This is a genomic window from uncultured Maribacter sp. (genome assembly GCF_947500985.1).
In the GTDB taxonomy this organism is placed as follows: Bacteria; Bacteroidota; Bacteroidia; order Flavobacteriales; family Flavobacteriaceae; genus Maribacter.
Genome location: NZ_CANMTX010000009.1, coordinates 1 through 12,353, shown reverse-complemented (window position 1 = coordinate 12,353; position 12,353 = coordinate 1). Strand labels below are relative to the sequence as shown.

At 32.2% G+C, this 12,353-nt stretch carries 12 protein-coding genes and 1 tRNA gene; 12 read left to right on the top strand and 1 reads right to left on the bottom strand.

Annotated elements, in window-relative coordinates; translation table 11 throughout:
* Positions 1-27: 27 nt before the first annotated feature.
* Complete coding sequence (locus tag Q0871_RS16140; RefSeq protein ID WP_299325459.1) at positions 28-651, top strand: HmuY family protein; 624 nt, start codon at positions 28-30, stop codon at positions 649-651.
* A 78-nt stretch (positions 652-729) separates the two neighbouring features.
* Here the strand turns inward: Q0871_RS16140 and Q0871_RS16135 are convergent, their stop codons facing one another.
* The gene (locus tag Q0871_RS16135; protein ID WP_299325457.1) at positions 730-1,101 is read right to left on the bottom strand and encodes a hypothetical protein; all 372 of its coding nucleotides are present in this window, start codon (positions 1,099-1,101) and stop codon (positions 730-732) included.
* 83 nt (positions 1,102-1,184) lie between these two features.
* On the opposite strand from Q0871_RS16135, the gene xerA reads away from it, so the two are divergent.
* The 11 genes from xerA to Q0871_RS16080 all read left to right on the top strand — a co-directional run bounded on the left by xerA (position 1,185) and on the right by Q0871_RS16080 (position 12,119).
* Positions 1,185-2,312 (top strand): site-specific tyrosine recombinase/integron integrase, encoded by a 1,128-nt coding sequence (gene xerA / locus Q0871_RS16130; RefSeq protein WP_299325455.1) that lies wholly within the window; start codon positions 1,185-1,187, stop codon positions 2,310-2,312.
* Between the two features lie 89 nt (positions 2,313-2,401).
* Entirely contained in the window at positions 2,402-2,665 is a 264-nt protein-coding gene (locus Q0871_RS16125) for a hypothetical protein (RefSeq protein WP_299325453.1), read from the top strand.
* A gap of 14 nt (positions 2,666-2,679) precedes the next feature.
* Positions 2,680-2,748: transfer RNA gene (locus Q0871_RS16120), tRNA-OTHER, on the top strand.
* Positions 2,749-2,760: 12 nt separating this feature from the next.
* Positions 2,761-3,465 carry a hypothetical protein gene (locus tag Q0871_RS16115; RefSeq protein ID WP_299325451.1) on the top strand — a complete coding sequence of 235 codons (705 nt, stop codon included), beginning with the start codon at positions 2,761-2,763 and terminating at the stop codon, positions 3,463-3,465.
* A gap of 196 nt (positions 3,466-3,661) precedes the next feature.
* The gene (locus Q0871_RS16110; RefSeq protein WP_299325449.1) at positions 3,662-4,414 is read left to right on the top strand and encodes an endonuclease NucS domain-containing protein; all 753 of its coding nucleotides are present in this window, start codon (positions 3,662-3,664) and stop codon (positions 4,412-4,414) included.
* Between the two features lie 1,311 nt (positions 4,415-5,725).
* Positions 5,726-6,292, top strand: a complete 567-nt coding sequence (locus tag Q0871_RS16105) for a hypothetical protein (RefSeq protein ID WP_299325447.1) — start codon at positions 5,726-5,728, stop codon at positions 6,290-6,292.
* Between the two features lie 136 nt (positions 6,293-6,428).
* The gene (locus Q0871_RS16100; protein ID WP_299325445.1) at positions 6,429-7,073 is read left to right on the top strand and encodes a DUF6000 family protein; all 645 of its coding nucleotides are present in this window, start codon (positions 6,429-6,431) and stop codon (positions 7,071-7,073) included.
* A 794-nt stretch (positions 7,074-7,867) separates the two neighbouring features.
* Positions 7,868-8,338, top strand: a complete 471-nt coding sequence (locus tag Q0871_RS16095; RefSeq protein ID WP_299325443.1) for a type II secretion system protein GspG — start codon at positions 7,868-7,870, stop codon at positions 8,336-8,338.
* 449 nt (positions 8,339-8,787) lie between these two features.
* Entirely contained in the window at positions 8,788-9,531 is a 744-nt protein-coding gene (locus Q0871_RS16090) for a hypothetical protein (protein WP_299325441.1), read from the top strand.
* A gap of 233 nt (positions 9,532-9,764) precedes the next feature.
* Positions 9,765-11,237, top strand: a complete 1,473-nt coding sequence (locus Q0871_RS16085) for an amidase (RefSeq protein WP_367275157.1) — start codon at positions 9,765-9,767, stop codon at positions 11,235-11,237.
* A 192-nt stretch (positions 11,238-11,429) separates the two neighbouring features.
* Positions 11,430-12,119 (top strand): elongation factor Tu, encoded by a 690-nt coding sequence (locus tag Q0871_RS16080; protein WP_299325439.1) that lies wholly within the window; start codon positions 11,430-11,432, stop codon positions 12,117-12,119.
* Positions 12,120-12,353: the final 234 nt, after the last annotated feature.

Genomic DNA, 12,353 nt, shown 5'->3' with positions numbered 1-12,353 from the left:
CCACGCGCAGGTATTAATTACATGACCATGACGAAGAACATTTTAGCAGTAGCATTTTTAGCAGTGGCATTCGCCTCTTGTAGCAACGACGATGACATCACCCCAGCAGAACCCTTATTAACTGAAACGGTAAGCAATCTATACGCCCCACAAACAGGAGGACAAGGCGAACCCGTTGGTGGCGAATTCACCAAATTCGATTTTGAAACAGGCGCAGAAACCACTAGTGATACTGATTGGGACATTGCCTTTAGAGGAACAACAATTGCAGTAAACGGTGGCGTTGCAACAGGTACAACAGATGAACCAACAAGAAACGGAGATGTTAGCGCTGCAATAGTAACTGGAACATTTACCAGTGTAACCTCTGCCGCTGACCTTACTTTCAGCCAAGACTCAGAAACATCATTTGCCATACCAACAGGTAGCGATAATGGCTGGTACAATTACAATTCTGAAAGCTTTACCGTTACCGCTATACCTGGTAAAGTGTTTGTTTTTAAAACTACAGAAGGTAATTACGCTAAAGTGGAATTTATAAGCTACTACCAAGATGCCCCAGCAGTGCCTGATCCATTTGCCGATGCAACACCATATTACACTTTTAACTATGTATACAACCAAAATGAAGGTGACACATCTTTAGAATAGTTTTATAAAATTCAGAATCAAAACATTAAAAAAGGGCAACGTTAGGGTTGCCCTTTTTCGTCGTCATTAAACAAATAGCTACTCGTTCATATAATCCTGCCATTGTACAATTACATATTTAGTTGTCTCGTTTTTATTGATTTTTAAAAATCCAAAATCATAACAGAACAGGTACACATCATTTTTTTGATTCTTCCAATAATGTGTAAAAAATCTGGGATTAAAGCCATCCTCTAAAAGTATATTTTTTCTTATAGTGGTAAATCCAGATCTATTATAGCGCTTTAATATTTTTCTATTTTTCTTCAACTGCTTATCGACCATAAAATAAAAGGTGTTTTCTTTCTGACTTTTTTCATATTGCTGTATGGATTTGCATTTTATTGAGCAGAAAACTTTATCCGCTCTACCGATAACCTCTTCATTACATTCTGGACATGTTTTTTTCATACAAACTAATTAGACGAATATTATGCGAATAATATACGCATAATATTCTACTTTATGTTTTATTAATTAGTACTCTTGGCATTATGAAAACACCAAAATCCATTACGCTACATCATCTAATGATCAAAGATCAAAAGATGATCGGCATACAATTTACCCAAGACAAGCTTATACAAAACTTGATTAAAGGGCTTCCTGAACCTAGGTGGAGTAATAAATACCATATGGTTTACATTCACAATACAAAGAAAAACCTTGGTATTATATTCAACACATTTAAAGGTGTTGTTTGGATCAACTATAATAAATTTTTAAGTAATAGACCTATAAACACAAATAATGAAATTGTAGACGTACAGTGGTTTAGAGAAAGAAATACACCTGAAGGTTATAGGGTTTGCCCAGAGGAATACCTATTAAAACTAGAGCTTAAAAGATATGCTAACAGCACCGTAAAAACGTATGTCAACTTTTTTGAAATGTTCATTAATCATTTTAAGGACAGAGATTTAACTACCCTAAATGAAAGTGATGTAAGAACATATCTTCAAAAGTTAATACGAAGAAACGTTTCTAACTCTTATTTAAACCAAACCATAAATGCAATTAAATTCTACTATGAGACCGTTCTTGGTATGCCCAATCGTTTTTATGACATTGAAAGACCAAGAAAGGAACATAAGCTACCTACCGTAATTTCAAAAGAAGAGGTTATTGAAATGCTTAATTGCACAACGAATCTAAAACATAAATGTATATTGGCTTTATTATATAGTGCAGGCTTACGTAGAAGTGAACTTATAAACCTAAGAATTAAGGACATAGATAGCAAACGAATGCTCATTAATGTAAAGTGTGCCAAAGGTAATAAAGACCGGGTAACACTATTATCTGAAACAGTGGTGCAAGATTTACGGCTATATTTTAAAGAATGGAACCCTAAGGAATTTTTGTTTGAAGGCCGTAAAGGCAATGAATACAGTGCAACAAGTATAATACAGATAGTAAGGCAAGCTGCCTACAAAGCAGGAATTTTACAAAAGGTAACTCCGCATACCCTTAGACATAGTTTTGCGACACATTTGTTAGAATCTAATGTAGACCTTAGACAAATTCAAGTATTATTAGGTCATGGCTCAAGCAAAACAACAGAAATATACACTCATGTCGCAACAAATACTTTTAAGTCAATAAAAAATCTACTAGATTAGTGTAGCTAAAGTAGAAATATGTGCAATTGTGCATATATACAATTGTTATAAGCAATTTAAAAAAACTGTAAATCATTAAAAACAATATTATGAAACTACTTTATGTACTATCTATTTCCTTGTTACTACTTAGTTGCGGGCAATCAAAAAAAGAAGAAACAATGACAGAAGCTAAATCAATAGAAATGATTAATAAGCTTCAAGAAAAAGGACTAGAAAAAGATAATGCGTGTATTCAATGTACACAAAAACTTATGACTGAATTAGCGAAATGTAAAGCTGATGGAGGTAAGGATTGTGACAAAGAATATTCACAAAAATGGACTGCACAATGTGCCCCTAAATGTAAATGATAACTTAAAAATATGGGAGATAGCATAACTTGGGACTAATGCGCTATTTTTAGAGATGACGAGTTCGAGTCTCGTCTCCCCCACAAAATGATTTTATGACTAAAGAGGAAATTTATGACTTATATGTTCTTCAAAGTAAAAACGTAAGGCAGTTAAAGCAAGTTAAAAATAATCTCATTAAAGATATAAACTCTGAATTCAAAAGGAAGAATAATGATTATCAAATAGAGATAAAAACAAAATTATTGGCTTTACTTTATTGTACATTCTCAGAAGCTCAATTTATTCAGATTTTACATACACCTAATGGTTTCTCTTTTACAGAAATTGAATTGATAAAGAAACAAAGGTCTATAGCTATTAGTTGGAAATTGATGATTGACAAAGCAATGACTAAAGTTGGTGATTGGGAAAATATTCCTGATTTATTGAATCGAAGAAACAAAATTCACAAAATCATAAAAGAATATATTGAAAAACCTCAGGAGCTAAGAAATAAAATAGCTCACGGTCAATGGGTTCACGCTTTAAATAGTGACAATACTAAAGAAAATGAAAACACTACATTAAGACTCAAGGAACTAAATGTAATTAAACTAACAATTTGGTCAGAGGTTCATCAATACCTTTCGTACATAATACGAGACTTAGTTCAATCTCCTCAAGTTGGTTTTCATAATTTTTATTGGTCTAACTTAGTAAGTCTCGAAGAGTATATAATGAAAAGTAAAGATTGGACTATTGAAAAAAGGAAAGAAAGAATATTAAAAAAAGCTTATAACAATGTATATAAAAAATAGGGCGAAAAGTGCTTAAACAAAGGCTAGTGCTTTTTTGTGAAGACCGCCATATTTTTAATTTGTATTTTAGAAAACGAAAAGATAAAAATAAAATGAAAAATATGGCTAAGTGCAAAACCGAAAGTAAGAGCTTACCAACTGCCCTACTTTTCATATACTAACCGTTGGGCATAATATTGACATACCGCAAAAAAGAATGAATTTAGAAGAATTTAAGATTTGGTTAGATGAAGAAAATGGGAGTGATTTTAGAACTATTCAAAGTAGAATTTCAAACTGTAGAACAGTAGAAAATTATGAAGGAGATTTAGATGAACATTATGTAAAAGACAAAGGCTTCTCACTTTTAGAAAGGTTAAGTTATTCAACAGAAGACCAAAGAAACAACCTAGAAGCTAAACATAAGATTCCAATCAACGGAAATGTAAGAACAGGTTCAGCAACTTTGAAACAAGCTGTGAAATTATATATATCTTATAAAAATTCAAACTTTATACCAAGTGAGAATTCTTCCAAATCTTTTGACATTAAACAATCACTTGAGGAAGAAATTGACAATATCGAAACATGGACAAATTTTAGTTACGAAAAGGATTTAAAAAATTCAATGGTTTCTCAAATCAATGATTTGTTTCCTGAATATAAAATTATTGGGGAAAACAATGAAGGTGTTGAATATCTAATTGGTGGAAAAAGGATTGACATACTTCTTGAAAAACATAATGGAGATTTATTAGTTATCGAACTGAAATCTGGAATAGCAAATTATAAAGTTTTTGGTCAAATCTCAATGTATATTGGTTTATTAATGGAGAAATTTCCAGAAAGAAAAATCAAAGGTTTTATAATAGCTGGAGAAATGGACCAAAGTTTAAGAAGTGCAATTAAAACCACTGATAAAATTGGACTGAAAACTTACAAAATGAAATTAGAATTAAACGATGATTAAAAAAATACTATGCCCAACAATGCCTATAATTAATACGGGTTTCGGTGCTTAACCCTAAGTTTGGGTATATTTATGAAGTCCGCCAAATCTTTTGGATTTGGCTTTTAAATAGAAAAATAAAAACAAACAAAAAGATTCGGCTAATCGCTTAAACGGAAACAAAAGTGCTCTTTTATTCCCGCACTAACCATAGCCGAGACGTTAGCATTAATGATAAAAAAAAATATTTTAGCGGAATATAAATCTAGTAGTTCGGCTGTTTAAAAATTCATTTTCTGCATAAAAGTGGTTTATAAATTGTGAAACTAATCGCAATCAGAACGCAGATGGACACACTCAAACGCAACTGTTGCGCTAATGGACTTCTTAGCTTGTTTATGCAAATGGACTTTATGCGAATCTAATTGTTGCGAAAAGTATGCTGATTAGAACGTAAGCAGAACGGTGACGGAGTAAATCAAAAGTTGAGTAAAGTAAAATTATAAGAAGTCAAAAAAGTAAAAATCAAAACGCAAGCAAAACGTGCCAATCAGAACGAGAATCACTAATGCTAACAAGACCTATACGTAATGTGGGCTAAGGTGATTAATCAAAAGGTTTGCATATTTTTATGATGTCCGCAAAATCTTTGGGATTTTGCTTTAAACAATAAAAAGAAAAAACAAAACAAAAAGATTTGGCTAATTGCATAGCGGAGAGTTTACGAAAACCTAAACCCACACTACGCATAGCCTCACCGTTAGCTGCAATGGTAAAAAAAAAAAAAAAAAAAAAAGTTTCTAGTGGAAAATAATTCCCTTATTTCTTTTTTCTAAAATTCGCTGTTTACAAATACTGCTGCATAATAATTATAAAGAAATCCTAATCTGAACTCAAATGGACTTCACTCCTATCTAATCGTTACGCAGATGGACTCTTTAGCTTGTTTGCGTAAATGGACACTAAGCATACCTAATCGTTGCGCAAATGGACTCTACTCAAACGTATAAAACTAATCAGAAAGCTTTTAGAAATATGAGAAATTCAACTCACTCAAATGTGGTATTTATAAAGTGGTCGGCAAAACGGAAAAGTACGTGCTTACTCGGGTAGAACCACAGCAGCTAACAAGACCTATAATTAATGTGGGGTTTAGGTTTTTGAGCTAAGGTCTGTGTATATTTATGAGGTCGCAAAATCTTTGGGATTTTGCTTTAGAAAAGAAAAATTAAAACAAAACAAAAAGATTTGGCTACGAGCTGTGACTCAATGGGAATTGTAAACCACCGCCCCACACTAATCATAGCCGAGCCGTTGCCAACAATACCGCAAATGAAACTGCTGACAGAAAAAGAAAACGATAATCAGATTTTTATTCTCAACTGCGAGAAAATAATTCAGAACCGAATTAACCTTTGGAATCCGAAAGACATTTATGTGAATCGAATTGACAATTGGTTTGACGGAAAGTGGATGAATTATGCTGGAACAGAATTGCACGCAATTTCATCGTGGAATTTTCAAGATATTTTAACTATTCCACCTTTTCATCCGAATCGTGTCGAATCATCTGAATTTTATCAAAAAACGTCTGAACAGTACGTGAAAAAGGAAAACCAAAACGCATTGCATATAATACAAGAAAGTAAAGACAATCTGAAAAGATTTATTTCGGACTTTTCAACTGACGGACTTTTTATTTGGTATAGTGGAAATTCTAAAACAAATGACAGAGGAACATTAATGTTGTATTTAATAAAAGAATCGGAAACTAAAACTTTCTATATCACTTTGACCGGAAAAAAGAATTGGAATGTTTCTCAAACAAAGGGAGTTTTAATAAAGGAAATACAGTCGATAATCGAAGAAAGTACTGTTGGCAACAACGTGTATAATTAATTGCTTTGGTCGTTGCCTATTTGGAAAATTCCTTCGGAATTTTCTCGCGTTCGTTTTTGTTTACTAAATTAGTTGCTTAAACACGCAACTAACCATACACAAGACCGTTATCTGCAAGCTCAAAAAACAAATTTAGATGGACGACAAAACTAAAAAAGCAATTGAATTACATAGCGCTGGTGCGACTGTTAGACATCAAAATCCATTTGAAGAACTAGAATCATATAAATCGGAATCTGAAATTGATAAAAAATTTATTGACAAATGGGTTATACCTTTTTATATGGTCGGAATACATAATACGGATGAATTTATTTCAAACTATTCTAAAGTAAAGTCAGAGGTAAATATTGAAATTGCGAAACAACTTTTTGGAGACTTTAATTGGAGAACTAGAATTGTAGGAGCTTATTTTTCAGCAATCGAAAATTATGTTGAATTAGAAGATATTATTGGAACTCATCTATTGAAAAGTGAAGTTTGCTATGCAGGTGGAGGATATTGTTTTGCGCTAGCTTCATTCAATACTGAGAAAGGAATCAACTACCTCAAAAGATATTTGGATTATTATCTAACCAAGAAAGATTTGCATTTTGACCAACGTGTTGCTATGTCAGCAATCAAATGGACTGACAAGCAAAACGGTACAAATCTGTTTGAAGAATATATGCCAAAATTCAAAGAATGGGTTTCAGATAAATATGCGCAGGATATTGAATTAAGTTTTAGCGGATTTGAAAATCAAATGGTACAACTCGAGCGCATAAAAGCCAGCAGATAACAAAACCTATAAACAATACGGGCTTTGGGTTTAAACGCTGAGGTTTGTGTATTTTTATGAAGTCCGCAAAATCTTTTGGATTTTGCTCTGGACAGGAAAAAATAAATCAAAACAAAAAGATTTCGCTATGTGCGTGGCGGAAAGCAAACGCTAGTTTGCTCCCGTACTGTTCATAGCTAAACCGTTAGCGGTAATAAGCAAATAAAAATTAGAGCAACTTCTACCCTACTCCTTTTTTGCTTTTAGGTGCTAAAAAAGACAAATAGTTCTTAAGTAATAACGTTTATCAGAAAAGCAAAAAATCCACGGTTTCAGTATTTTAAACAAGTCCTGATTTTTTGGTTCGGGCTTAAAAAAAGAGCAACTTTCGGGGTTTTCCCTTTTGCCGCCAGAACGCAATCTGTGCGCAATCGTTATGCAGACGGACTTTTGGTTCGTAATTCTTTGTTTAGGTATTATTAGTCGACTAAACTATATTTATGTCCGTCAAGTCTGTCGCTGGATGGAAAAAGCGGCAAAACTACTGGTATTGTTCGTTCGGCTTGTCCGTGCGGTCTGGTATGCGCTGCTTAATGCCGCTAACATGACCTATAAGTAATGCGTTGCTTGGGCTTTTATAAAATGGTTTGGCTATATTTATCAGGTCGCTAAATCTGTTGGATTTAGCTTTGGACAGAACCAAAAACAAATCAAAACCAAAAGCTTTAGCTAAGCGCGTAACCGGAAATCCGTCGGATTTCTCAAACGCACTACTCATAGCTTTGACGTTGTAGCACATTTGAGAAACGAACTAAATGATAGAATTAATACTTTCGACTTTAGCGGAATTTGGACTAATTCGTGAAGATTATAAGCATCAAAAACGAATTACAAAAAAGGAAAAAGAAGACGGAATTAAAAGACCGATTCAAAAATATTTTATGCAACCAAGTGCATTAATGTTTATTTCTGTTTTAGTTATTGGGAGTTTAAGTGCTATTTTGTTTTTTACTTATCAAAGAAAATCTGTATTTCCAGAAAAAACGCAAAAAGAAATATCGGAAATGAGCGAAAGAATGGAAAATTGGAATAAAAATTTAGGAAAATATCCAACAGAACTGAATGAATTAATCGGAAATAGTCCTTTAAGACAAGATTGGAAAAAAGATGCTTGGAATCAAGAATATGAATTTAAGATTATCGAAAATGGAAACAGATTTTTAATCACATCTGCTGGCTCTGACGGACAATTTGGAACTGAAGATGATATTAAGTCTGTGAAATGAAAAACAAGATTAATACAGTTTTAGGTTTAATTCAAATAATATTATCTGTTTACTGGATTTATGAAATGATATTGCTTTATTACAAATATCATTATACAGATATACTTTTTGCTTTTATGTATCCGAATTGGGTAATATTCTTAAATATTATCTTAAGTATTGTAAACATATATTTTGGAATAAAATTAATGAACAGAAAAATATCCAACAAACGAAGTTATTTGACAATGGTAATTTTAATAATCTTTGGAGGAATGATAAATATATTGAGTGTAGCATAAATAAAAACGTGCTACAACACCGTGTATAATTCATTGCTAGTTATAGCCTACTTACGAAAGTCCTCGCGGACTTTCTATCTGTGATTTATTTGCTAACTTTAGTGCTTAAACCACGCAACGAAATCATACACAAACACGTTATGCACAATGAAGTAAAAATTTAGAAAAATGGGATATTGGTGTACATTACATTTATTTGACCAAGACAAGTTTTATTCTGAAACTATTCAAGAACTTAAAGGACAAATTGGCGACTTAATTCCATCATATAAGGAATTTTTAAAAAACAATATTATTGGTGGGATTGGACATCTTACGGTAAAAGAAGTCAATGAAATGGCACTTTCACAGCTTGAAAACATATATGAAATTTCTAATTCTTTTGATGACAGTTTTAAAAAACACTCAGCTTTTCATTCACTTCATAACTGGAGTTTACAACTAGATTTTATAGGTAAACTTAAAGGACATTACGAGTTTTGTAGCTTCTTTGAGTATTATGTTTTTGAAAAATGCTCTGACTTCTACCCTCATATACCTCTAGGAAAAGGAGGTGTCGCTCGTAATTTTGAGTTAAAAACAAACACTTATTCGCACAACATAATTGGTAACTTAGATTCTTGGAATAATTTCTTTATGCAAGATACATTTGGCATATCAAATTGGATATCTAATGAGGATATTGAACTTCTGTTTTTGGATAAAGAAAATTTGAAATTTGAAAATAATGAAATTGCAGAAGCAATAATTCGTTTCATTGAAATTGCAAATAAAAATAAACTTGGGTTATTGGCTGGTGTTGACTTGAATATTGACAGAAATAGACTTTTGCCTCAAAACAAATTAGTTTCTTTTGAATTGTGGAAGAACCAAAACTGTTCAGGTTTATTGTTTGAATATTTAAAAAGTTAGATTAGAATAAAGAAAGAAAAGTGCATAACAATGGCTATAATTAATACGGGTTTTGGTGCTTAACCTAAAGTTTCGAGCTTTAAATGAAGTCCGCCAAATCTTTTGATTTGGCTTTAAAATGAAAAAATAAAACAAAATAAAAAGTTTTGGCTAAGTGCTTAATCGGAAATTAATCGCTTTTTAATTCCCGTACTAACCATAGCCGAGACGTTGGCAACAATAAAAACAGAACCCTGAAAAATATAGTATTTACATCCGCGAATGAACTTGTTGAGAACATCAAGTCAAAGAAAATTTCAGTAGTTGAAGTTGTTACTGCTTTTTTGAATCATATAAAAAAGAATAACCCAAAAATAAATGCAATCTGTGATTTAAAAAACGAAGAAGAAATTCTAAGAGAAGCATTGCTAAAAGACGAAGACATTAAACTTGGGAAAGAACTTGGATTGCTTCACGGACTTCCAATGACAATAAAAGATAGTTTTTTAGTAAAAGGATTAAAAAACTCAAATGGAGACCCCTTTTTAAGAAATTATATTGCGACAGAAGATGCCGAATTAGTAAAAAGACTCAAAAAAGAAGGAGCAATAATCATTGGAAAAACCAATACAGCACTTTATTGTATAGATTGGCAAAGTACCAACTTTTGGAATGGGCAAACAAATAATCCTTATGATTTATCAAGAGTTGCGGGCGGAAGTTCTGGTGGTTCTGCTGTTTCTGTTTCTTCTGGCTTTAGTCCATTAGAGTTAGGAGCTGATGCAGGTGGCTCAATTAGAGTTCCTGCTCATTTTAATGGTATTTGTGGTTTAAGACCAACAGAAAATTATCTTTCTAATAGAGGACATTTAAAAGTACATAAAAAACCACAAGGCAGACGACATATTGTAACACCTGGTCCTTTAGCTAAAAATGTTGATGACTTGATATTGATGATGCAAGTACTCGGGAATAATTCAAAATATCAACTTCCTGAACTTCCTCAAATTGATTTCAATAGTTCTCAATGGGATGATAAAAAACCTTTAAACATCGCATATTCAGAAACAATAAATAAAACCGAAGTTGATAATGAGTATTTAGCATTGTTTAGAGAATTTATATCTAAAATAAAAAAAGAGCCTCACAATTTTAAAAATGACCATCCAATATATGATGAGGAAAAAGCATATGTTGAATGCAGTAAAATAATAGGTTTTGAAATCGGCATTAATAATCCGAAAGCACCTCTTTTGGCAACTTTTATGTATTCGTTTATTAGACTAAAGTATAGAGACCATTTATGGGCAAAAGGAATGGCAATCGGACAAAGATTATCTAATATCAAATACGCAAAAGCAATTGATTACAAAGATAAGTTTTCAGAAATATATGATAACTTTTTAACTAAATATGACCTTTGGATAACGCCTGTTTGTTCTTTTGAAGCATACAAGCATCAAAGAGCAGGAAAACCCTTTATTGTAAACAAAAAGAAAGTTGGCTATACTAAAGCAATCGCTTCTTTTAATTTTACTTCTGCATTTTCTGGACACCCAATAGTAGTAATTCCAATTGGGAAAAAGAAAAATGGAATGCCAGTAGGAATGCAAATTCATTCAAGAAAATGGACTGACAAAAAACTATTAGAAATAGCGAAATATTTAGAGCAATTTACGAATGGATTTGAAATACCTGAAAAAGTTACTGTTGCCAACAATGTATAAAAATAATAAGGGTTAAGTGCCAAACCCAAAGTTGGTGCATATTAACAAAGTTCGCCAAATTTACAATTTGACGATTAAAACAAAAATAACGGTAAAATTGTAAATTTGGCTAAGTGCTAAAACCGAAAGTAAGTGCATTTTAATCCCTTACTATTCTTATACTAGACCGTTACCTGCAAGCTGAAAAAAAATATGACTGGAATAGATTTTATTGCTGAATTAGAATTTCTAACTACTGAAAAAGGAGGTCGGAAAGGCTATGCAAAATCTGGATATCGCCCTCATATCGAATTTGAAAATTATCCCGAGATTTTAACTACAGGACAACAAACTTATATCGGAAAAGATACGGTCGAACCAGGAGAAAAAATAAAAGCCAAAATTGCAATTTTAAGTACGGAGTATTTTTCAAACAGATTGTATGAAAATATGGAGTTTAAATTCTGTGAAGGTCCAAGAACCGTTGGTTATGGACAAATTATAGAAATTATTAATAGTGACTTAAAATCTGACCCAAAAATCAAACAGGAATTAATAAACCTAAACTTATATCCGAAAGACATTCTTGATAGAATAAAAATTGTTTATGGAGGTTTAAGAACAGATTTTAAAATAATAAGTGAATTGCAAGAACTAATCATGTCAGAAGATTCATTAAGAAACCCTAGATTAATAAGAGCAATTATATATTTATTTACAATCGGTAAAATTGACAGAAAGAAAGTATTTCAAATGGCAAAAACTGATTGGAGAGACATTCTAATGTGTGCGGAATATAAATATATCGGGGGAAACGAAAAATCTATACGGGTCAGGGACTTTAATAATGAGTTCGGAAACGAAACTCTGGAAAAGCCAGCAGGTAACAATGGCTATAATTAATACGGGCTTTGGTGTTTAATCCTAAGTTTGGGTATATTTATTGAGTCCGCCAAATCTTTTGGATTTGGCTTTTAAATAGAAAAATAAAAACAAACAAAAAGATTCGGCTAATCGCTTAAACGGAAACAAAAGTGCCTTTTTATTCCCGTACTAATCATAGGTACTGTGTTGAAAAACAAGTTTTTTCTTTAATAATTTAGGAAACAGGTTGATTTATCAAACTGTTATCCCGCG

Coding starts and splice junctions, on each gene's coding strand:
- Q0871_RS16115 (WP_299325451.1), top strand. CDS start 2,761: ATGACTAAAGAGGAAATTTATGACTTATATGTTCTTCAAAGTAAAAAC.
- Q0871_RS16125 (WP_299325453.1), top strand. CDS start 2,402: ATGAAACTACTTTATGTACTATCTATTTCCTTGTTACTACTTAGTTGC.
- Q0871_RS16095 (WP_299325443.1), top strand. CDS start 7,868: ATGATAGAATTAATACTTTCGACTTTAGCGGAATTTGGACTAATTCGT.
- Q0871_RS16140 (WP_299325459.1), top strand. CDS start 28: ATGACGAAGAACATTTTAGCAGTAGCATTTTTAGCAGTGGCATTCGCC.
- Q0871_RS16100 (WP_299325445.1), top strand. CDS start 6,429: ATGGACGACAAAACTAAAAAAGCAATTGAATTACATAGCGCTGGTGCG.
- Q0871_RS16135 (WP_299325457.1), bottom strand. CDS start 1,101: ATGAAAAAAACATGTCCAGAATGTAATGAAGAGGTTATCGGTAGAGCG.
- Q0871_RS16110 (WP_299325449.1), top strand. CDS start 3,662: ATGAATTTAGAAGAATTTAAGATTTGGTTAGATGAAGAAAATGGGAGT.
- xerA (WP_299325455.1), top strand. CDS start 1,185: ATGAAAACACCAAAATCCATTACGCTACATCATCTAATGATCAAAGAT.
- Q0871_RS16080 (WP_299325439.1), top strand. CDS start 11,430: ATGACTGGAATAGATTTTATTGCTGAATTAGAATTTCTAACTACTGAA.
- Q0871_RS16090 (WP_299325441.1), top strand. CDS start 8,788: ATGGGATATTGGTGTACATTACATTTATTTGACCAAGACAAGTTTTAT.
- Q0871_RS16105 (WP_299325447.1), top strand. CDS start 5,726: ATGAAACTGCTGACAGAAAAAGAAAACGATAATCAGATTTTTATTCTC.